The organism is Blastopirellula marina DSM 3645 (genome assembly GCF_000153105.1).
Lineage (GTDB): Bacteria > Planctomycetota > Planctomycetia > Pirellulales > Pirellulaceae > Blastopirellula > Blastopirellula marina.
This window is the reverse complement of record NZ_CH672377.1, coordinates 1292337-1313328: the sequence shown is the minus strand read 5'-3', so window position 1 is coordinate 1313328 and position 20992 is coordinate 1292337. Positions and strand designations below refer to the sequence as shown.

Here is a 20992-nt window from a genome sequence, read left to right as displayed (position 1 = left end):
AGGTAGTTGGAGTCGACAAGCCACAAAAAAAGCCTCCGCCAAAGTTGGCGGAGGCTTTCGTAGCTTGGCGTAATCAGCCCGAACGTTATCGGAGCAGGCTGAGCACGTTTTGCGGGTTCTGGTTGGCGATACCCAACGTGTTGGTGCCGGCCTGAACGAGAATCTGAGCTCGCGTCAGTTTGGCCGATTCCGCAGCGAAGTCGGCGTCGCGGATCGAGCTTTCGGCTTCGGTCAGGTTGGCCAAGGTATCGTTCAACGAGTAGATATTCGAGTCCAAGGTCGTCTTCTGGAAGGCGCCCAATCGACCGCGAAGCGAGGTCACCACCGAGATGACTTCGTCCACCACCTTGGCGGCTCCGCCGACATCCTCGGACAAGCTCTTGCTACCGCCCGAGCGAAGCTCGAACAAACGCCCGCTGACGCCGCCCAGGGTGGCGGTGCTGACGCTTTGGATACCAAGTCGAGCTTGCTGGTTGCTGACCACGTCCGGACCGAGTTGGAACAAGGCGCCGCCGCCAACGATTTCAAATTCAAAGCTCGAATCATCTTCGACGTTTTCGCCAAGCGAGAAGCTTAGGTCGAGCGAAGAAGTATTGATCGAGGCTTTCAAACCGTCGCCGATCGCTTGGATACCATTGATGCGAACATCGACGTCCGTACCCGTCGAACGATCCACATTGGTGTTGCCGCTTTGATCGGTCAGATTGAAGGTGCCGGTGAGGGCTTTCACGCTGACGAACGATTCGGCGCCAAAGCTGGTCGCTTGGAATGACAGACCGGTGTTTTCCAGGTCCGAGTTGCCAAGCAACGCGGCTCCGTCGGTCGAACCAGTGTCGATCACGCCGCCGGTCAGCGTCGCCGTGTCGTCGGTGGTGACGGCGGCGCCGCCGCTGGCGGTTGCGCTGAATAGCAACGATAGGCTTTCGTCATAGTTGCCGTCCGCACTATCGAAGATGTCCGCGATATCGGCTGCGGTCGTAACGCCTTCCTCGATGTAGAAGGTCAGCGTCTTGTTGGCCGCATCGTATTCGCCGCGTTCATCCGTACCTGCGGTGACCGTAGCGTCGTTCACGAACTGGACCTTGACGTTGTCGTAGTCGGCGCCAGAGTTGATCGCCGTGAAGCTCAGCTGAGCATTGACGCCGTTCACCGAATAGGTCGTACCTGACGCCTGGGCGTCTTCCAGTTCGGTTCCGCTGGTCGCGAAGGTGATGTCCTCGGTCGTGGCAGACAGGACGCCGCTGCCGTCGCTGCCGCTGACATTGGTGACGCTGATGCCGCGATCCTGCAGGTACGCCAACGTGTTGGCGGCTTCAGTGGGATCCGAAATGAACGCGCTGGGATCATCGAAGAAGGCGATCAAGTCGTCCGCCGTCGTCTTGACGTTTCCGTCCGCGTCGGTTTCGAGGTTGACGATCAGCGTGCCTTCGCTAACTAGGCCGCCGTCCGTGCCGGACGGAATGGTTAGTTCGCTGATGTCGAGCGCGTCCGTCCCGTCGCTGGAACCGAAGTTCTCGGCCTCGAAGAACTGGCTGACGTAGGCGTCGTTGTTGATCGCGTTGATCGCGTCTTCAGCCGTCGAAACGCCGTCTTGGATGTTCAAGGTGAGCGTCTTGGCTTTTTTGTCGAGCACGGCGTACTCATCACCGCCGCCGGCCAGATCGTTGTTGTCAACGAAGCTGATCGTATAACCGTCGTAGTCAGTTCCCTTCAGCTTAGCGGTGATGGAGAAGGTGCCGTTGGCGTCAGCGTTTTGAATGATCGCTTGTGACAAGCCTTCGACGCGCGGATCGGTCGTCGTGTCAATGCCCAGGCCGGTGCCGACGTTTGAGACAAAGCGAACGTTCGGCGAATCTTCCGGCGACAGGAACTGCAGACTGGTGTTCTGCTCAGCGACACCGCTATAGGCGTAGTTCGTGAACTCGGTGACCGTGTCGTGTCCGTCGTTACCGGCGGCCAGCGAAGCGGTAACCTTGTTGTTGCCGGTGGCGGCGTTGATCGCCTCGATGACGTCATTCGCCGTCGCGACAATGTCACCACCCGTAATGCCGCCCGTTGCAGTCGATCCGTAGGATCCGGTCGCTGCGACAATGCCAGCTCCGGCGCCATAACCCGTAGTTTCCACCACTGCGGCGGTGAACAGATCGGTGGTCTTCTGGCGGTCGCCGCCGATAAACAGCGTCGTGCCGGTCGTGTCGCCCACTTGAACAACGCCAGAACCATCGCTTCCGAGAGCGTTTCGGGCGTCGAACAGGCCGGTCAGAGCGTCGATAGCCGTGACGACTTCGGCGCCGGTCGACGCGACGTTGATCTGAACCGTCAAGGTATTGGCGTCGGCGTCATAAGCGGCCGTTTCAGCGCCTTTGGCCACGGCGCCAGAGGTCGAATAGATCAGCTGAACGCCGTCGATTTCGGTGCCGCCGGTCAGAGCGCGAACATGGATCGAAGCGTCAGCATTACCTGCTTCGACTAACACCGAGGCTTGCGAACGAGCTGTCGTCGTGCCGCCGGCGAAAGTTGAACTACCCGCGATATCACCAACTGCCGCAGCGCCGGAACCATCGTTACCCGTCGCATAAGCGGCTGAGAACAGGTCGCCGACTTGAGCGTTGATCGCGTCGCGAACTTCGGTACCGGTCGAAACGCCAGTGTCGATCTGGACCACCAGCTTGTTGTTGGCTTCGTCAAACGAGACGAGCGCGCCTCCCGTGAGTGAGGCGTTGTCGACATACTCGATGCCGACGCTGTTCGTTTCGTCACCCAAGATCTTCGACGTCACGGTGAGCGAAGCGTTCGCGGCGCCGGAGGTGGTGAACGACGCAGCGGTCCGTTCCGTGGCGTTGTTGATCGCGGCGACGATCGCATCGGCGTTCGATGCGGCGTTCTTGGTGATCGTCAACGTCTTGGTCGACGCATCGTACGAGGCCGATTCGTCGCCCAGTTCGGCGCCGTCGGCGAAAACGACTTGGGTGCCGTTGTAGTCGGCGCCCGCTTCGTTGGCGGTAAGCGTGAAGGCGTTGTTTTCGCCGGCGGTGTCAACCACCAACGAGGCCGCTTCATAGTCCGAAACGCCGAGCGTCACTTCCAGCTTGCCGGGATCGGCGCCAACCGGAGCGGTGTAGCTTGCGGTGGTCGTGCTGCTAGTTCCCTTGCTGTACTTGATGCGGACGTCGCCTGGATCGAATCCGGCTTCGTTGGCAGTCAGCAAGATGTCATTGTCCGTGCCAAAGCTGCTGACGGTCAGTTCGCCCTTGGTGGCGGCCGTTTCCAGAAGCGCTTCGACGCCGGTAGCGTCCGAGACTAGATTAACGGCCGAAGCGATTTCTTCGATCGTCGAACCCTTGGCGAAGTTGAACGCTTCGGTACCGTTGGCGCCGCCGATTTCCAGCACCAAGTCGTCGGCGACCGCGCCGAAACCGTAGTTCAGCGTACCACGGGTCGCTTGCTGAACGACGTTGACTTTAACGCCGATCGAGCTTTGCGTGCCGAAGTTGGCCTGATCGATACGCAGACCTTCGATCGCCGAGCTGTTGACGTTTTGCGTGATGAAGTCCAAGTTTCCGTCGAGCAGACGTTTGCCCTGGAACGAGGTCACTTGAGCGATACGGTCGATCGCTTCGAGCGACGAGTCGATTTGCAGCTGATTCGCCGCGATCTGCTCGTCGCTGAGGGCGCCGGTATTCGCGGCTTCCGAGATCAATCCGCGAATGTCGTTCAACAACGAGCTGACCTGGCCAAGGGCGCTGTCGGCCGTCGCGATCAACTGATTGGCGCGTTCGCTATTGGTGATCGCTTTTTCGACACTCGTGATATCGCTGCGAAGCGCTTCGCTGGCGATCAAACCGGCCGGATCGTCTTTACCGCTGTTGATGCGGAGACCGGTGCTGAGACGCGTCAGGGTCGTGTTCAGGTCCGCGTTCGAGCGGCCCAAATTCTTCTGAGCGACAAGAGAACTAACGTTTGTGTTGATGCGGGTCATTGGGAGTCACCCCTCCTAAATCCAGGGACTACTTTGAAGCCCGTCCGATGCCTGGGGAGTCAATCGAATCGGAACGGTCGGCTGCAAACGCAGCCCTATTCAAACCTATCTGCTTGTCATTTGAGGAGGCTTCCTGCCCCTGCAGGTTAACCTGCTATTTCGCTCTGGTGAAAGTGTAACTCTCCAGCGCTCGACCGATCCTATGCACGATCATCTATCGAGGACTATCGGATATGATTAGTTGCATGCTTTAGGTGATTGGCGAAGTTTTCCCTGCGGGTTTAGTGAACCTAATAGGCCTTCGCGTTACGATCGTTACAAAGCATCAAAATCGGGCGTTTTTCCCGGTTTCGTTGCGCGTTTCCGCAGCGCGTTTTGGGAAGCTTGGAGAATAAATCCGACGTCGCAGCAGCGACAAAGAAAGGCGCCGGGCCTGGCGCCATTGAGCGGATTACGACGGGTAGGACGAAAGTGAGGAATGGTTGGACGCGCAGTAACCGCGCCAAACTACTTCGTCTTACGGAGTGCGGCGGCTTCGTTCGGCTGTAAACGAGACGCTTGTTGGTTTTCGCGTTGAATCGCTTCGTACACCTCTTGGCGATGTACGGGAATATCCTGGGGGGCGGCGATGCCAAGACGGACTTTGTCGCCGCGAATATCGACGATTGTGATGACGATGTTATCGCCGATCATGATGCTTTCGTCACGATGCCTCGACAAGACGAGCATATCAGGCTCCTTCCTCGGTGCGCTGTTCTAATCCGTTTAACGGCGACGCCGGAGAACGGTAGGGCGTATTTGTTTTTAAGCGGTAGTCAGCTAGCGGCCCAAGCGTGGGATAGCATCGCTGTCGCGGCGCCGGCCGCAGTAGCATCTATCGGACTTTGACTGACGCCCAATCAATATCCGCCGCAATGGTCGACTTCTGTCGGCGGAATCGAATGTACCGACCAACTATCGCCTGCAGATTCGACCGAACTAGGCGCTTTTGCGGTAATAAGAAGCGCCGCCTTGGATTTCGAACTGCAGCGGCTGGTCGTCAGACGTCACAATTTGTCGGCCAAGTTGCTTGGTCAGATTGATCACGACCGGTGCGCGAAGATTGACGGTCAGCGAATCTTCATGCTTGCTGACGATCGTAAGCACGAACACCTCGTCGTCGGCCGTCAACCGAATCGGCGAGACTTCTTCTTTCTCGAGACGAACTCGATAGTCGGGGGCATATCGTCGCGGACTGACGACGGCCAGCGCCACTTCGGGCTGCTCCAGTGATTGCAACCAACCAAGGTCTTCCGATTGCTCATCGGAAAGCAGGATCCAGTTAACCAGGCTCTCGAAGCCGATCAAACCGTCTGCGAACAGGATGACGTCTTCATCCACGATTTCGAGCTTTCCGAAGCGAGCCGTATAGATATCCATGGTCGAAACATCTCGAACAGTGATGCTGTGCTGGCATGATCGCCCTAGTAGCGATCTAATTACTGACATTCTGGTTTATCGGCGAGCGAGCCAGGACGAATCCATAAAATCCGAACATCCGTCTCAGAACGTTCGGCGCGATGACTTCTTACGCATTTCAGATTAGATATAGTCGAGCAGCGACAATTGGTAAATCTGCCCGATCGTTTGCAACGACGCCTGGTACGAAGCTTGTTGTGCGGCGAAATCAGAGGCCGCTTTGACGAAGTCGACCTCGATCTCGGTCGATAAGTTGGCGTTCAACTCGACCATGTCGTCTTCGAGCCGAGTTTTCATCAGATCGACGTTCTGCGAGCGAGCGCCAAGCTCGCCCCGCGAAAAACTAAGTCTCGAGAGATCGGTGTCCAGGGAATCAACCAGACGACTGATCTGCACGTAGTCGCGGGTAACGATCGCTTCGTTCAATTTGATCAGCGTATTGAAAACGCTCTTGGTCTCCCGCGGGTTGGCGTCCTTGCCGGTCATGACTTCGGCCGTGCCGCCCGATGTCGTACCGACCGTCCCTGTCGCCGAAACGACGCCTGTGCCGTCGTTCGTGATATCGACGCTGCGATCAAGTTGCGAGTGGAATGTCCCTTCGAGATTGATCGCATTGATGATTTCCTCCGTCGTTGTGACGCCGGCGTCGATCGACAGGGTCAGCGTTTTTGACCCCGAGTTGTAAACAGCGGTCGGTGAGCCTGAAGCCAGCGTATCGTTAAAGACGATCCGGACGTCATTATGAGCGGTGCCCGGATAGAGCGACTCCAGCGTGAACGCGGTGTTCAAATCTTCCGGCATCGCAAAGCTGACCGAGGCCGCGGCCGGTTCGGCGTCAGCGATTGGGGTTCCGCCGTTGGTCGAAGCGATCACGCCGGTTTGAACGATCAAGCCTTCGCCGTTGTTGGTTGGATCGCTCTCCATCGCTGTATCTGCCGAGAAAGTCCCTTCGGCATTGATCGCCGCGATGACCGTATTCGCGGTGGTCGCCGCCGGATCAACGTCGATCGTTAACTTTTTCGTATTCGGGTCATAGTTCACGATCGCCTGATCGCCGGCCGCGGCCGAGTTAACGAATTCGATCTGGACGTTGTTGAACGTCGTGCCGGGCAAGTTGGCGCTGATCTGAATCGCGTTGTTTTCGTTCGTGGGCGGAGAAAATTCGACCGTCGCGGTCGCCGCTGTCGCAGTCGGCGAATCGGAAACGGTCGCGACGGTTTGTCCTGCCGGCATCAATCCCAGATCGATGATCGCCGAACTCAGAATGTCTCGCTCCAGCGTCAAACGGCCAACGCCGGCCGGGTTGTCGTCGACCAATTCGATTCCATTGCCAAAGTCGGAGAGTCGCGCGACGACTGGACTGCCATCCTGGTTCTCGGGATGGTTATTGATCAGATTGAGTACGTCGCCCACAGTTTTTGCGCTCGATAAATCAATCTCCAACTGTTTCCCGTCATTGCGAGTGATCGTGAAATCGGTCCCTTCGGTCGTCTGAACGCCCAGGCCGTAGTTGAGCGATGTAAGCGGAGTGGATTCATTGAACGTACGCAATCCCAACTGGGACGCCGTCGTGCCGCCGTTCTCACCGATGGTGAAATCACCGCCGCTCACGACCGAACGAACGTTGATTCCGTTGCCGGCGGTGTTGATTTCGGCCAGCACGCCCAAACCGGCGCCGTTGAATACGTTCAGCAGATCCTCGACCGTCTTCGCGTCGTCAAACTTTAAAACCTGCATATCGCCGCCGTTGATGATCTGCAGCCCAGACGACGCGTCAAAATTTGCGCCGCTGCCTCCTTGGAACTCGGCGATGACCGAGAGATCGACAATCCCCGATCCACGTTGAAAATCTGAAACGGTATCGTGTTCGTCAATCTCGGCGGTATACAGTTCGCTAAATTTGGCGTTGTTATTGAGCGCCGAAACAAGCTGGTTGGCGTTGGTGCGATCGGCGTCGACGCGGGCGAAAATCGTCTTCGAGTCGCCGCCGCTATTACCGGTGTCGCCGATCGGACCATCGTCGGTCGCCGAAACGAACGAGTTAGGGTTGAACGTATTGCCGTTGGAGCTGTCAGGTCGAACCGAGAAAGAGCCTTCCGCGATGATCGCGTTCATCAAGGTTTGCAGCGAAGTCTCATCGCTATCGTCGACGGCGAGCGTCAACGTGCGCGTCGTGCCGTCGTCTACATAGGTCGCCGTCGCCGTGTCGCCGATATCTCCCGACGCGTCGATCACGATGTTGACGTTGTTAAAATCAAAGCCCGCTTGGTTGGCGGTCAAGATCAAGTCGTTGTTACCGCCGGAGAGCGGGACCGCGGCGCGGGCTTTTACCCCCTCTTGTTGAATGTAGGTCGTATAAGCGTTGCCGCTATTGGTGGCGAGCACCGGGCTCGCCGCGTTGAAGGATTCGCCGGTCGACGTATCAAATCCGACCGAGAATCGTCCATCGGCGATAAATGCGTCCGACAGCGATTGCAGTGACGTTTCGTCGGTATCGTCGATTTGGACGGTGATCGTCTTTACGCCGTTGACGACGGTCGTCGGACCGATCACGGCGGTGTCGCCGATATCGCCGGTCGAATCAAACACAATCCGTGCGCCGTCGAGACTGCCGTCGGTCGAGTTAGCGGTGAGCAACAGACTGTTGCCGGCTCCATCCAGGTCGAGAGTGGTCTGCGCACGTTGCAAGTCTTCGGCCAGAGTGACGACTTCGTTCCCTTTGGTCAGACCCGGTTTGGCTTGCAGCAGATCATCATTGACCAATTGCAGCGTCACGCCGTTTGCGTCGGCGCCATTATCTTTGGCGTTCAGAACGATGTCGTTGTTGGCGCCGGCGTAAGAAACGACAGCTTGAGACTTGGTCCCCAAAATGTCTGAAAGTTTGGTTGTCGCCGTAATGATCGGATTCAGGTCGGCGCCTTCAATTGGCTGGACGCCGTTGCCGTCGGTTTTCAAGATCCCTAGTTGGGCGGCGACGCGACTTCCGCCGGTTTCACGGATCGTCAGGTTGCCGCCGCCAGCATCGTCAATATCAACGATCAGACTGTTGTTGTCGATACGCGCCGTGATGGTTCTTCCCGGCGGCGGATTTTTCTCAATCAAGTTGATGACGTCGCCGATCGTTTCGGCGGAGCGAATGTCAATCGTGACCGGATTCACGCCATCGGAAATTACAAAGCTGCCGGATGCGATTCCTGCGCCGCCGCGCAGATTGGAGAGCTTTGTATTTTCGGTAAGAACGGGATTCAGGTCGATCTGACTTTTGACTTCCGGCGAGATCGCGCCGAAGGCTTCATTACCGTTGACAGTCGTATCAAACAGCAAATCGATATCGGAGAAGCTGTTCAGGCTATTCGTATTGCCGTTGTATTGGACCAGGCCGTCTTTGATGGTAAACGGAGTCGTCGTGGTGTTGGAGCCGCCGAACAGAAAGCGACCGCGGAATTGTCGATTTCCAATATCAACGAATTGCTGCAAAGCGTTTTGCAACGTTTGACTCGCCGCCGCGACTTCGGTATCGGTCGCTGTCGAATCGACCATCGTGACGGCCAAGCCTCGCATTTCGGCTAACAAATCCGCGGCGCCCGCCATCGCCGTATCGGTAGCAGCTAAGTATGACTGGCTAGTCGACAAATTGACGCTGATCTGCGTCTTCCGTTCGATCAATGATTGCAACGTGATGCCGCGAATGGCGGCCGGCGCATCATCGCTGGGCGCCAGTAGACGACGGCCGGTGCTGAGCTGGTTTTGCAGGCTGAACAGATTGGCCTGACTCGCCGCCAATTGCGATAGCAAACGAGAGTGCAAGTTGCCGTCGCTTACGCGGGTAGTCGGAACTGGTACGATTCGAGTCATGGCGGTAAGCGCTGCTGGGAACGCGATGTTGAAGTTGGGAATTTACGAAAACGCGAACGGGGCCGACGATCATTGGGTGGCGCCGCCCGAATCAATAATTACCGCGACTTCTAAATTGTTTGCTAAATGTTGACCAATACTTCGAGCAGTTCATCGATGACAGAAATCAACCGTGACGCTGCTTGAAATTGACGCTGAAAGGTAATCAAGTTGACCGCTTCTTCGTCGAGGCTGACGCCGCTAAGGCCCTGCTTTTGCCCATCCAGCGTTTCTTTGAAAACGCGGTAACCTTCGGCGACCGATTTGGCGACCGAAGCCGATTGCGTCACCTCGCCAACCAATTGTGCGTAGACATTGTCGAGCGTTTGTCCATTGCGACTGTCCAACGGACGATCCAGGAAACCCGCCATTTCAACGGCATTGTCGGTATCGACGCCGATGCCGTTCTTGCTCGCCGCGAACTTGGAAGGATCCTCTTTGAGGACTTGCTGGATGTCGATGGTGCTGGCCGACGTTCCGGTAAAGAAGGTGCCGAGTCCCAATGCCGCCAGAACGCCGCTCGTATCGCTGCCAAAGGCGAACTCAACGTTCTGCGAGTCACTGTCAATTTGCAGGTGACCATCTAGCGAGATCGACGCAGTCAGGCCATCTACTTCGCTGATCGCATCGGCAAGGCCTTGCAGCGACGTATCGTCTGGCAAGCCGTTTAGTTTGACTGAGATGTCGACGGTGTTTTTAAGACCGGTCTGCAAGTTTTGGGTGAAAATCTTGAAAGAGCCGTTCGTCGGCGTATAGGTAAGCCCTGCCTGATCCAAAGGCTGATCGGACAACGCGTCGTCGATGAAGAACTCGCTGGTCATCGTCTGATAACCAGTTTGTCCTTGCCCGCTTGAAAAGACGCGATTGAACTCAAACGTCAATGTCTGAGCGAAGTCATCCAGGTTGTTCATGAACTCGCCGACGATCGCGTCGCGCGAGGTGATCATGCCCGCCAATTTGCCAGAGCTCGCCAAAATCGGCGAGTCGGTGCCGGCCAGCGTGAGCTTTACATTATTGAAACCATTTTCTGCGACCGATTTCGTTTCGACTTGCCGTGCGATGCCGTCGATGACCAGGTATTCGCCGCCGAGAAACACCGAGGTCGAGCCATTCTCTTGCTCGACTCCCTTAATGTCGATGATGCCGGCCAATTGGGTCAGCTTGCGCTGGCGTTGATCGCGCAGGCCGATCGCATCGCTTTTGGTGATCGGCCCAGCTTCCAGCGTCGTGATCTTGACGTTCAAATCGGCGATATCATTCAACAGCGAATTGATATCGGTGGCCGCCTGCTTGATCTGTTTGTTAAGGTCCGTATGGACTTCTTTGGCCCGACCGTACAAACGGCTGATGTCTCTTGCTAGCGTCTGCCCGCGGAGGACCGACAAATTGCGAACGCTGACATCCTCGGGCTGATTGAGGATGTCATTGATGCTCCCTAAAAAGTCATTCAGCGAAGTGCTGATGTCGGTATCGCTTAGTTCGCCGACTAGCGCCTCAAGCTGAAGATAGGCGCTCTCTTGGGTTTCTCCGTTGGCGAGATCGCTGATCGAATTTCGCAGGCGTTCTTCGAGAAATTGATCGACCTGTTGAACGACCGCTTCGACCTGCACGCCCATTCCGAGCCGCAGGTTGCCGTACGATTGGGTCGGCGCAGGAGTATAGATGACTCGTTCGCGCAGATAATCGGGCGTATTGACGTTGGCAATATTATTGCCCGTCACTTGGATCCCGATTTGAGCGGCGACCAGCGCGTTCTTCGATTGCTGAAGCGATGTAAAAAGAGTCATCCTTGACTATCCTCCATGGACCTTTGCCTGGTCAGTATTAGGCTTCATGGTCCACAAGAGTCCCTCCTTGATGTGCGGAGTTCTCCTGTTCATAAGTCGGCTGAAGTTTGCCGCCGGTCGCGATGATCTGCAAAATCTGCGACAAATGTAGGACGCTGCGTTGGGCTAGCACGAAGTTTACTAGCGTCTCGTTCTGGATTGTGCGCATTCGGCGCTTCGCTGTGCTTGCTATCTCGCGCAGCTTCTCACCTTCGGCGCCATCAGCAAGTACGGCTAGCGATTCGATGCTATCGCCGGGCAATCCCTGCTGTTGCGCCGATAGCAGCAAGTCATGGCGCGTATCGCGCAGTTGCTCGAGTCGCTGGATCAGATCGAGCTCACGCAGTTGCGTCGCTTCCATCCCGGGGATGTCGCGTGCGACCATCTGGCTGCGTTTGGTCCCCAGCACTTCAATGAGTTCGTCCTGGACGCTGGTCAGTTCTTGCAGAACTTCGGCGGTGGACGCTTCCCAGTCGATGGTCGAAGCTTCCGACGCATCGTCTACGGGCGTAAAGGGCATAACGAAAACCTTACTCTAGCGGCTTGCGATGAAAGCGGTGTTTACGCCAAAGCGTCCAACAGTGGAGCGCTCGGTTGATCGTTCAACGTCTGCACGGCCTGAATCAGACTGACCTGCTTCCAATGAGGCGATCGCTGCGACGTTTCATTAGAAGTCGAACTCGCATTCGATTCGGGACTGAGATTCGACTGAGTCATAAATTGTTCAAACATGGGGCCTGACAGCTCCTGAGCGCTGGCTTCGGATAGTTTTTCTACAAGCAATTGATCGAGTTGCGATTGGAAGACCTCTTCGCCGCGACCGCCATGAAAATAGGCGGGCTTGCCGACCGACTTCCGCATCGACTTGAGCATTTGGCCGAACAGCGATTCCCCGACGAACTGGTCGAATTTTTCACGCAATTCCGACTGCTGAGCAGCGGGAGCGGCGGAAGTCAAATTGGCGGGTGCGCTGGTTACCATGGTTTGTTTCTCGGCGTTCGCTAGTTCACAAAGATCAGTTCGCCGTACAGTTTGCCCTGGTGATGGATCGCCACGATGATGTCGATCACGTCTTCGGCAGGGACTTTGAGCGTGTTTAAAGCGTCGACCAAATCTTTCAAGCGAGTCGCATACGCCGGTTGCGTGTTGAGTTCGACAAACTTGGAAGACTCGGGATCGATCGTTTCGATCTTGATTCCGTTATGCGTGACGACGTCAGGACCAATCTCGACGTCCGAGCCGACGACGATCACGCCGCGGGCCTTGTTGATGACCACTTTGTTGTTGAGCTGTTTGTCAACGATCGGCGTATCCATCAGGATCGAGACGAAAAAGACCGGATCGGATTGATACTGCGGCGGAATTTGAACTTCGATCGTCTTTTGATCCAGCGCCCGTGCGATTTGCACGTTGCTGGAAGATCCCTGGCCAACCTGCAAAAGATTGCCGACGCTAAAGACGATCTCTTGGGCCATCTGCCAATCTTTGTAGCCGTCGTTCAGCACCAGATAAACTTTTTTGTCCGGCGTCACAAACGAGTTACGAATCGTCCGTTCGATGCGGCAGCCTGACTTGATGCGAGCGTTGGTCGGCACGGCTTTGCTGAACGTCTCCAGATTGCCGGTCGCCATCGCCCAGACCGTCTTATCGTGCGGGTTCGGGCCTTGCAGCGTGCTGATCGCCAGCGATCCCCCTTCGAGACTTTTGGCGCCTAGCGAGCTCACTTCGCAATCGATCATGTCCCCTTCTTCGGCGCCTTCGGCAGGCACGCGAGCTCGCACAATCACCAGGGCGGTGTTGGTGACGGTCTTCAACGCTTCGGGCAGATATTCTCCATCTGGGCCGGCGCCGGAGTTGCTGCCGAGATGTTTCATCACCAACGACAACGCTTTGTGCGTCGGAGTCAGATTTTTGTCGCCGGTTCCCTTCAGGCCGACCACCAGGCCGATCCCTTGCAGGTAGTTTTCTTCCTGCCCTTTGACGCGGACGAACGTCGATAACGGCTGCGTGATCTGAAATCGCTCGGCGACCAACGGTTGCGGCGGCGATTGCGATTGCGGTTGAGCTTGAGCCACGGTGGAGTAGCCGGCGATCCCAACGAATATCAGCAAGGCAGTCGTTTTCATGGCGGTTTTGATCGGTTTCGTTTTCATGCTTAGAACCACTTCCAACCGTCCCAGATCTTCAATAACCAGCCCCGTTTGTAGGAGTCGCGGATATGACCGGTTTCTTGCTTGGTGATGCTGAGATTCGCCAGGCGTTCGCTCAAGACAACATTGTTTGGGTCAATGTCCTCGACGCGGCAAACGCCGCGAAGATAGTAGGTCCAAGTTTCGTTGTTTACCTGGATCTCTTTTTGAGCTTCGATCTTCAGGGTGCCGTTCGGCATGATTTCTGAGACCGTTGCGGCGACGCGGAAGCGAACTTCTTCCAACGTTTCCAGTGTTCCTTGCGTCCGGTAGCGGCTGGTCAACTGGCCGGTGATCTGCGGCGAGCCATCTTCCTGTTGATCGGGCACGATCGCTTTTAGATTTTCGAGATGAACCCAGTTCGCCAGCAACGCGTTGAAGTTGGCTTGCTTACGACGGTTCAGATTGCCTTCGGATTCCATTTCGGCCGCTTCATCGACGCGAATATGGATGATGTCTTTGATTTGAATCTTGCGCGGCGGCGGCAGTTCGCGGTAATACCAGCTGAGATCGCGGATCGCACCGTCGACTTGTTCGCCGGGAACGGACGGGTTGCCCGGCAAGCTGCGCTGAGCCAGGCTCGAAGTCGGGCCTTGCGCCGCCGCCAGCGAAGTCGCTGCGATGGTCAGCACCAGGGAAGTCAAGATCGTGATTCGGTTCATTAGCGGGCTCCCATTTGTGCGGTGACGGTCGCGGCTCGGCGTTGATCGCTATTGATGGTCATCGCTTGTCCCGGGCCATAGGCGCGAACCTGAAACATTTCTCCCCGCTGCTGACCCCGCTTCGAGTCAGGAGAGATCGCTTGCACCATCAGCAGATCGCCGACGCTGGCGTCGCTCGCGGCGATCGCGTCGCGGCGGATGACGAGCCCGCCGATTTGGGCAATGACAGTAACGACGTCGTTTTGTTGGATAACTACCGGTTCGCGAATCGAACCCGACTCGATTGGACGTTGGGCCGGCAGCGAGCGAATCGCCTCTTTGCCGACGAGCGATTCGATCCGCGTTTCAAAATCACCGTCAGTTCGAACGGTGTTGAGCGGTTGCACGGTCAAGTCTTCGGCTTGGATCACTTCGCCGCGACGAATTGGACGAACCGTATGGACGACCAGGGTTTCGCCTTCGGCCAAAGGACCGCCGCTCCAACTGGTTTGTTGCACGCCTGATGGAGAAGCGTTGCGAGTCAATTCGCTGAGCGGCGCTGCGACATCGGTGCGAGCGACTCGCGTGCGGCTGGCCCCGGTAAAGTAAAGGTCGGCGTCTTGAAAGCCGCGAGCCGTCAGTTGCGCTCGAATATCATTGATGGTGACAAAGCGAGAGCGATTCAGGCTAGGCGCCGGAAACAGTTCCAACTGCTCCAACTCTTGCACGAAACGTTGCGAAGGCCCGCCGATCTCGGCCAGATCGCCGAGCCGAACGATCGATTCGACCACGACCGCTTCGCGACGCAGGACGACATCGTAGCCCTGAGCGGCGCTGGTCAGGCCGGTCAAGAGCAGAGCGAAGGTGGTGAAGTGACGAAGCATACGAATGAGTCTTTCTAGGCGTTTAGGCGATTAACGACGCAGGTTCGAGACAAGCTGCAGGATTTGATCGCCGGCTTGCACGGTTTGCGAGTTCAACTCAAAGGCCCGCTGCGTGGTGATCAGGTCGACTAGCTCTTGCACCGGTTCGACGTTGGACGCTTCTAGAAAGCCTTTTTCAACGCTGCCGAAACCGTCGATGTTCGGATTGCCCACGATCGCCGCGCTGGAGGCGTTCGTTTCGGAGTACAAGTTATCGCCCAGTTTCAGCAGACCTTCTGGATTGATGAAGTTGGCCAGTTGAATCTGTCCCACTTCTTCCAGCGTTTGCTGACCAGGACGTTGCACCGAGACGATGCCGTCCGACGAGACTTCGATGCCGGTCGTGTCTTGCGGAATCGTGATCGAGGGTTCGAGCGGACGACCGACGCCGGCCGAACCGGTGACGATTTCGCCGTTGGCGTTGATCGAGAAGTTGCCGGCTCGCGTGTAGTAGGTCTGTCCGGTCGGGTCGAGGACTTGAAAGAAGCCTTTGCCGCGGATGGTCCAATCGAGCGAGCGATCGGTTTCGCGAAACGCGCCCTGTTGATAGTCGGTTTGCGTACTCTGAACGCGAACGCCCATGCCGATGTGCGTGCCGGTCGGCGTCGGGTTCGAGCTGCCGTCCAGCTTGCCTGGCAAGACGCGATTATCGTAAAACAGATCCTCGAAATTGATGCGATCCTTTTTGAAGGCGGTCGTATTCACGTTCGCCAGATTATTGGAGATCACGTCAAGCTTGGTCTGCAGAGTCTGCATCCCAGTCGCGGCGGTATATAGGGTTTGAACGCTCATGATCGCTACTTATCCAAGGGGGAAAGACGCCGGCGATTAGCCTTGGCGGAGGACGCGGCTGATTAGGTTGCCGAGCATCTCATCGTGATTCTTGATCAGGTTTACATTCGCTTCGTAGGCGCGTTGGGCTTCGATCATCGTCATCATTTCGGTGATCGAGTTGACGCCGGATCCTTCCAGGTAACCGGCGCGGGTCTGTCGTTCTTCCAGGGCTAGCGGTTCGACCGGAGCCAACGGGAAAAAGGCGTTGTCGCCATACTTGGCCAGATCGCTGACCGATTTGGGTTTGACCATAGCCAGCGGCACGACGTCGCCGCCGACGGTGCAAAAGCCGTTTTCGTCAAAGTAGTTGCCGACGTGGTTGGCCAACGCTTCCGGATCAACTTGAACCGGCTCTCCTTCCGCATCCAGGACGGCGTTGCCGGCCGGAGTGACCAGGGCGCCATCGGCGGTGAAGGTAAAATTGCCGGCTCGCGTTAGATAGGTTTCGCCATCGATCTCAACCTGGAAGAAGCCATCGCCGGCGATCGCCAGGTCGGTCGGAACATTGGTTCCTTTCAGAACGCCGCGTGAGTAATCCGTTACTTTTTCACTGACGTAGACGCCGCCGCCGACATCGTTGATCGAGCCGGAGTTGGGATAGTCTTTGCCGTCTTCAATGGCCTGGGAATAACGAGCCTGCAGAACGGCCAAATCGCGCTTGAAGCCGGTCGTGTCGACGTTCGCGATATTGTTCGCGAGAACTTCGACCCGTTGGGCTTGGGCTTGGGCGCCTTCCGCGGCGATGTATAGGCCGTATGGCATTGTTGCGTTTCGTCCATGATTCGCCCCCCCAGGCGTCGCTCATCTAATGCAAGGGATGTGCCGAAACAGACGCAGCCGCATCACGGCGAACCAAAGAACTTCGCAAGTGCCGTAATTTCCGAGAGATACGGCGTGGGAATTATTCGCAGCCGTCCGTGAAGTAGAGATGCTGCGATACCGCAGAAGTTGCCGAAGACGCAGGGATTGCTTGACGCTAGCGGAAAGAGTTGCCGCAAGCGTCGCGATTTGCCGGCCGGATTAGCTGCCGGTCGCTCGGGCGAAAGCGATCAGGCGTTCGGCGCCTTGGATCGCCAATTGGTCGGCGACTTGACGGCCGATGTCTTCGGCCCGATTGGGCGGTCCGCAGGCGGAAGCGGTGACCTTGTGATGACCATCGCCGCTGACGACGACTCCATCGAGAAAAAGCAACTGCTTGATTGGATCGATTCGTCCCCAGGCTCCGACAGGCGCCAAGCAGCCGCCGCGGAGATTCCGCAGCATTGAACGTTCGGCGAGCACCGAGTAGTGCGAATCTTCGTGATTGAGCGGCGCCAGCATCGCGGCGGTAGCGGAATCTCGTTCACGGATCTCTAGGCCCAGCGCCCCTTGCCCGACGGCAGGCAACATCTGGGCCTTGGGAATGACATGGCGAATCCGTTCGATCAATTCGAGTCGGCGCAATCCCGCTTCTGCCAAAATGATCGCGTCGTACAGACCATCGTCCAGTTTCCGCAGGCGAGTATCGAGATTGCCCCGAATGTCGCGAATCTGGAAGTCGCGTCGCAAATGGAGCAACTGCGCTTTGCGGCGCATGCTGCCGGTGCCGATGATCGATTCCTGCGGAAGGCCCAAAACGTCGCTCGCTTTGGACGTAATTAACACGTCTCCGTCGGCTCCTCGCGCGGGAACCGCGGCCAGTCGGAGTCCGACGACCGCCTCGGTCGGCAGATCTTTCAAGCTATGGACGGCGACATCGATCCGATTGTCCAATAGCGCAGCTTGGATCTCGGTTGTAAAAACGCCGCGACCGCCGATCAAGTCGAGCGGTCCCTGCGTTACGTCACCTTGGGTGGCGATGTGAATGATCTCCACATCGGTTCCAACAGCGCGAAGCTGATCGGCGACCCAATTAGCTTGCCACTGTGCGAGCTGGCTGCCCCGCGTTCCAATCCGTATTGCTGGCATGATTCTCTATACGATAAGGGAAGCCAATGTATTAGCGAGACGCCGCCCAAACTTGCCCAAGCGAGAGACGCCCTTGATATCGTGATTTGCATATCCCCCGACAGAATACCGCAAGCGGCGGGAATTAGCGAGACTTGGCAGCAAAAGGAGGGGGCTATTTCTGCACAAAGGGGGGTGATTGTTCGACCGGCTCTGCGTCGTCCTCATGCATGCCGTTCTGCTGGGCCTCGGCGATTTGCGTCGAAATTCGATTGGCGACTTCGCGCGTCATCTGGTGATCCGGTACGACGACGCCGCAGCTCACAATAAATTGCAGAGCCTGATCTAATGAGATATTCAGGTCGACGGTCTCGCTTTTCTTGACGTTGACCGTAAAACCGGTCGCCGGCATCGGCGATGTCGGGATGAGTACGGTCATGACCGGTTCGTTGGCGACGCTGCGGATATCCAGCAGGCTTTCGCTGGTCACGAAGCCGAGCGACCAGATACCTTTGCGGGGATATTCGACGGCGACGACTCGCGTGAACTCCAATTCGCGGTCATTGAGCAGGAAGTCGGTGACTTGCTTGACCGACGAGTAGACGTTTCGCACGACCGGCAAGCGGTGCAGGATCTGGCGTTCTGAAGCCGTCCACAAGATGCGCCCGACCCCAATCGCGACAAATTTGCCGGTGAAATACAGGATGAGCACAAAAATGCAGAGGAGCGACGGAATCGTATAACGTCGCTGCAGAAAGCGAATTTGGACATATTCCTGATAGATCGCGACGCCGGAGTAAGGGATCGGCTGATCGTGCAGATTGTCTCGGACCGTCGTGTAAACGTATTCCGGAATCCAGTTACCGTTCGCCGTCCGATGATAAACCTGGTTGTCGAGCAGCGCCGTCTCGTCCCCCGGCTTCGCATCTGGCATCGTCTTGCGGACATCGCGGATCGCCATCGAAACGACGTAGCGAGCCGTCGATTCGACCGGCATCAGAACGTAGTTCTGCACCGTGGTGAGGACCCAGATCAGGATCAATACCGTCAGCAGCGGCGGCAATACCAAGCCGAGCCCGCGCAATAGCGCACGGCGAAAGGACTGGATTCCGCTCGGTTTTTGGGGTTGCTCTTCCGAATTCATATCATGCTGAAGGGGTTTGCTAGCAGTGCGCGGTACTGCACGAACTTCTTCGACCTTTGAAAGGCCATTGAGTGATCTGGAAACGCTAGTTTCCTGTTTCGCCGCGTGGCGCACGTGCGGCGACGGCCACGATTACGCGAGAGGCGCCGCATCTGCGCATTTTACCGGTTATCTCGTTCGCCGTCGCGCCGCTGGTCATCACGTCATCGACCAACAGAACCGTTGCATTGGTCAATAGATGCGGAGTTCTCACTCGAAAGCCGTCCCGTACGTTGGCCCGCCGTGCGGCAATCCGAAGCTCCGATTGCTTGCGCATGATTCGCGCGACTTTTAACAACCGGGGGCAAAATTTCACATTCAGCCGTTTGGCAATCGCCGCGCCTAGCCGTTCGGCGGGATTTACGCCGCGACGAATTCGTCGCAACCAATAAATCGGCGTCGGAATAACCAGATCAACCTTTCCTAGCCAATCGGTTTGGGCCGCCGTTGTCGCCAATAACTCGGCCATCGCGGCGGCGACCGGCGCTCCGCTGGCTTGTTTCGCCGCAATTACCGCTTGTTGCAGTAGACCAGAATGATCGCCCAATGTGATCACCCCGTCCCATTTCAGACGAAGGTCGCGACAGACGTCGCAGGCATCTCGACCCGGCCCATGACCAGGAGGCAGCCGATTTCCGCACCTTCGACAGCGAGGCTCGGCGCAGACAAATTGTTCTCGGCATGCGACGCAATACTCGGGCGAGTTGTCCAACCTGTCGGTGAGTGAGTCCAGGCAAAGCGGACAGTGGGCCGGCAATAGCAGGCTCCGCCAAGGCCAAGTTGCCCAGCTTGTGAATTTGCCCCAATTGATTTTAGCAGGGGGAGTCGACATTTGGCCCAGTATAGGGGAACTCGGCCGCCGATTCACCTTTGGGAAAAATCTCTGTGCGGGTATAACTCCAGGCGATTTCCCCAACTGTTCCGCCATTAACGTCGAGATTGCTCCGGCCGTGTACATCATCGACCGCTATCTACTGACGCAGTTTATCAAGTCGTTTCTGATCTTCTTCATCAGCTTTACGGGGCTGTATGTCGTGATCGATTCGTTCAATAACCTGGACGAATTTCTCCGTTATGGAGAGCAAACGGGTCGCGGCGCGTTTCCCATTCTGTTTGATTACTACACGCCGCGGATTTTTACCTTCTTCAACATGACCGGCGGCATTTTGACGCTGATCGCGGCGATGTTTACCGTCACCTGGCTGCAGCGACACAACGAAATGACCGCACTCATGGCGGCCGGCATCACGAAGGAACGGATCGTCCGTCCGGTGATCATCGCGGTCGGCTTGATTGCGATCCTGGGGGCCCTGAATCGCGAGTTTGTCGTGCCGGAATATTCCGACGCACTCAGCCGCAACGCCCAAGATTGGCTCGGCGAATCGGCGAAGCAGTTGCAACCGAAGTATGACAATCTGACCGACGTGCTAATCAGCGGAAATCATACGTTCGCCAACGAGTTGCGGATCGAAGCTCCAAAGTTCCGCCTGCCGCGATCTCAGCCGGGGGTCGGGACAAAAATCAACGCCGTAAACGCCTTTTTCAAACCGGCCGAAGCCGATCGCCCCAGCGGCTATTTGCTGGATGAGGTGACCGAGCCGGAAAACCTGGCCGAGATTCCTTCGCTCACCGATCGCGACGGAAGCGTCTTTGTGTTAATGCCGCAAGACAATGCCTGGCTCGCGCCCAATCAATGCTTTGTGGTCAGCGAGCTGACGTTCGAGCAACTAACGGCCAGTCGCGAGTGGCGGAGCAGCGCCTCGACTTGGGCGCTGATCTCCGCACTGCGGAACCGCTCGCTGGACTTCGGCGCGGATGTTCGTGTCGAAATTCATAGCCGACTAACGCAGCCGTTTCTCGACATGACGCTGCTGCTGTTGGGGTTGCCGCTGGTGCTGAAAAACGACAATCGGAACGTCTTTGTGGCAGTGGGCCTGTGCGGTGCGGTGGTCGTTTTGTTCTTCGGCGTCACGATGGCCAGCCGCGGACTTGGGGCCAACTACATGGTCAGCCCCGCCTTTGCGGCCTGGTTTCCGCTGATGCTGTTTGTTCCGTTCGCGACGTATATGTCAGAGTCGATGCGATCGTGAGGAAGAGAGGAAAAGTGCGTCACGACGTACCTTTCTTCGTCAGCCCAGA

The 20992-nt window shown here is 57.0% G+C and carries 16 protein-coding genes; 1 reads left to right on the top strand and 15 read right to left on the bottom strand.

What is annotated here, in order from left to right:
- Positions 1–85: 85 nt before the first annotated feature.
- The 15 genes from DSM3645_RS24355 to DSM3645_RS30730 form a co-directional block, all read right to left on the bottom strand.
- On the bottom strand, positions 86–3979 hold the full coding sequence (locus DSM3645_RS24355; RefSeq protein WP_040352986.1) for a flagellin N-terminal helical domain-containing protein: 3894 nt from the start codon (positions 3977–3979) through the stop codon (positions 86–88).
- A gap of 507 nt (positions 3980–4486) precedes the next feature.
- A complete protein-coding gene (csrA, locus tag DSM3645_RS24350; protein WP_002655288.1) occupies positions 4487–4708 on the bottom strand; it encodes a carbon storage regulator CsrA in 222 nt (73 codons plus the stop codon).
- A 249-nt stretch (positions 4709–4957) separates the two neighbouring features.
- Positions 4958–5398 (bottom strand): flagellar assembly protein FliW, encoded by a 441-nt coding sequence (gene fliW, locus DSM3645_RS24345; RefSeq protein ID WP_002655287.1) that lies wholly within the window; start codon positions 5396–5398, stop codon positions 4958–4960.
- A 162-nt stretch (positions 5399–5560) separates the two neighbouring features.
- Positions 5561–9292, bottom strand: a complete 3732-nt coding sequence (gene flgL, locus DSM3645_RS24340; RefSeq protein ID WP_002655286.1) for a flagellar hook-associated protein FlgL — start codon at positions 9290–9292, stop codon at positions 5561–5563.
- A 122-nt stretch (positions 9293–9414) separates the two neighbouring features.
- Positions 9415–11118: a flagellar hook-associated protein FlgK gene (flgK, locus tag DSM3645_RS24335; protein ID WP_002655285.1), complete on the bottom strand. Its 1704-nt coding sequence runs from the start codon at positions 11116–11118 to the stop codon at positions 9415–9417.
- A 37-nt stretch (positions 11119–11155) separates the two neighbouring features.
- A complete protein-coding gene (gene flgN / locus DSM3645_RS24330; RefSeq protein ID WP_002655284.1) occupies positions 11156–11677 on the bottom strand; it encodes a flagellar export chaperone FlgN in 522 nt (173 codons plus the stop codon).
- A 41-nt stretch (positions 11678–11718) separates the two neighbouring features.
- Complete coding sequence (locus DSM3645_RS28955; protein WP_002655283.1) at positions 11719–12138, bottom strand: rod-binding protein; 420 nt, start codon at positions 12136–12138, stop codon at positions 11719–11721.
- A gap of 20 nt (positions 12139–12158) precedes the next feature.
- Positions 12159–13283: a flagellar basal body P-ring protein FlgI gene (locus tag DSM3645_RS24320; protein WP_161603414.1), complete on the bottom strand. Its 1125-nt coding sequence runs from the start codon at positions 13281–13283 to the stop codon at positions 12159–12161.
- A 29-nt stretch (positions 13284–13312) separates the two neighbouring features.
- A complete protein-coding gene (locus tag DSM3645_RS24315) occupies positions 13313–14008 on the bottom strand; it encodes a flagellar basal body L-ring protein FlgH (RefSeq protein ID WP_002655281.1) in 696 nt (231 codons plus the stop codon).
- Positions 14008–14871 carry a flagellar basal body P-ring formation chaperone FlgA gene (gene flgA, locus DSM3645_RS28950; RefSeq protein WP_002655280.1) on the bottom strand — a complete coding sequence of 288 codons (864 nt, stop codon included), beginning with the start codon at positions 14869–14871 and terminating at the stop codon, positions 14008–14010. The genes DSM3645_RS24315 and flgA overlap by 1 nt, the downstream gene beginning before the upstream one ends.
- 30 nt (positions 14872–14901) lie before the next feature.
- Positions 14902–15702, bottom strand: coding sequence for a flagellar basal-body rod protein FlgG (gene flgG / locus DSM3645_RS24305; RefSeq protein ID WP_002655279.1), 801 nt, complete (start codon positions 15700–15702; stop codon positions 14902–14904).
- A 36-nt stretch (positions 15703–15738) separates the two neighbouring features.
- Entirely contained in the window at positions 15739–16506 is a 768-nt protein-coding gene (locus DSM3645_RS24300) for a flagellar hook-basal body protein (protein WP_002655278.1), read from the bottom strand.
- A 258-nt stretch (positions 16507–16764) separates the two neighbouring features.
- Entirely contained in the window at positions 16765–17691 is a 927-nt protein-coding gene (hemC, locus tag DSM3645_RS24295) for a hydroxymethylbilane synthase (RefSeq protein ID WP_002655277.1), read from the bottom strand.
- A 154-nt stretch (positions 17692–17845) separates the two neighbouring features.
- The gene (locus DSM3645_RS24290) at positions 17846–18814 is read right to left on the bottom strand and encodes a DUF502 domain-containing protein (RefSeq protein ID WP_002655276.1); all 969 of its coding nucleotides are present in this window, start codon (positions 18812–18814) and stop codon (positions 17846–17848) included.
- Positions 18815–18899: 85 nt separating this feature from the next.
- Positions 18900–19400, bottom strand: coding sequence for a ComF family protein (locus DSM3645_RS30730; protein ID WP_161603413.1), 501 nt, complete (start codon positions 19398–19400; stop codon positions 18900–18902).
- A gap of 403 nt (positions 19401–19803) precedes the next feature.
- Between DSM3645_RS30730 and DSM3645_RS24280 the strand changes: the two genes are divergently transcribed.
- Positions 19804–20943 carry an LptF/LptG family permease gene (locus tag DSM3645_RS24280; protein ID WP_002655274.1) on the top strand — a complete coding sequence of 380 codons (1140 nt, stop codon included), beginning with the start codon at positions 19804–19806 and terminating at the stop codon, positions 20941–20943.
- Positions 20944–20992: the final 49 nt, after the last annotated feature.

Bases quoted from the DNA above. Each gene is read 5' to 3' on its own strand.
- DSM3645_RS24355 (WP_040352986.1), bottom strand. From the start codon at position 3,979: ATGACCCGCATCAACACAAACGTTAGTTCTCTTGTCGCTCAGAAGAAT.
- csrA (WP_002655288.1), bottom strand. From the start codon at position 4,708: ATGCTCGTCTTGTCGAGGCATCGTGACGAAAGCATCATGATCGGCGAT.
- fliW (WP_002655287.1), bottom strand. From the start codon at position 5,398: ATGGATATCTATACGGCTCGCTTCGGAAAGCTCGAAATCGTGGATGAA.
- flgL (WP_002655286.1), bottom strand. From the start codon at position 9,292: ATGACTCGAATCGTACCAGTTCCGACTACCCGCGTAAGCGACGGCAAC.
- flgK (WP_002655285.1), bottom strand. From the start codon at position 11,118: ATGACTCTTTTTACATCGCTTCAGCAATCGAAGAACGCGCTGGTCGCC.
- flgN (WP_002655284.1), bottom strand. From the start codon at position 11,677: ATGCCCTTTACGCCCGTAGACGATGCGTCGGAAGCTTCGACCATCGAC.
- DSM3645_RS28955 (WP_002655283.1), bottom strand. From the start codon at position 12,138: ATGGTAACCAGCGCACCCGCCAATTTGACTTCCGCCGCTCCCGCTGCT.
- DSM3645_RS24320 (WP_161603414.1), bottom strand. From the start codon at position 13,283: ATGAAAACGACTGCCTTGCTGATATTCGTTGGGATCGCCGGCTACTCC.
- DSM3645_RS24315 (WP_002655281.1), bottom strand. From the start codon at position 14,008: ATGAACCGAATCACGATCTTGACTTCCCTGGTGCTGACCATCGCAGCG.
- flgA (WP_002655280.1), bottom strand. From the start codon at position 14,871: ATGCTTCGTCACTTCACCACCTTCGCTCTGCTCTTGACCGGCCTGACC.
- flgG (WP_002655279.1), bottom strand. From the start codon at position 15,702: ATGAGCGTTCAAACCCTATATACCGCCGCGACTGGGATGCAGACTCTG.
- DSM3645_RS24300 (WP_002655278.1), bottom strand. From the start codon at position 16,506: ATGCCATACGGCCTATACATCGCCGCGGAAGGCGCCCAAGCCCAAGCC.
- hemC (WP_002655277.1), bottom strand. From the start codon at position 17,691: ATGCCAGCAATACGGATTGGAACGCGGGGCAGCCAGCTCGCACAGTGG.
- DSM3645_RS24290 (WP_002655276.1), bottom strand. From the start codon at position 18,814: ATGAATTCGGAAGAGCAACCCCAAAAACCGAGCGGAATCCAGTCCTTT.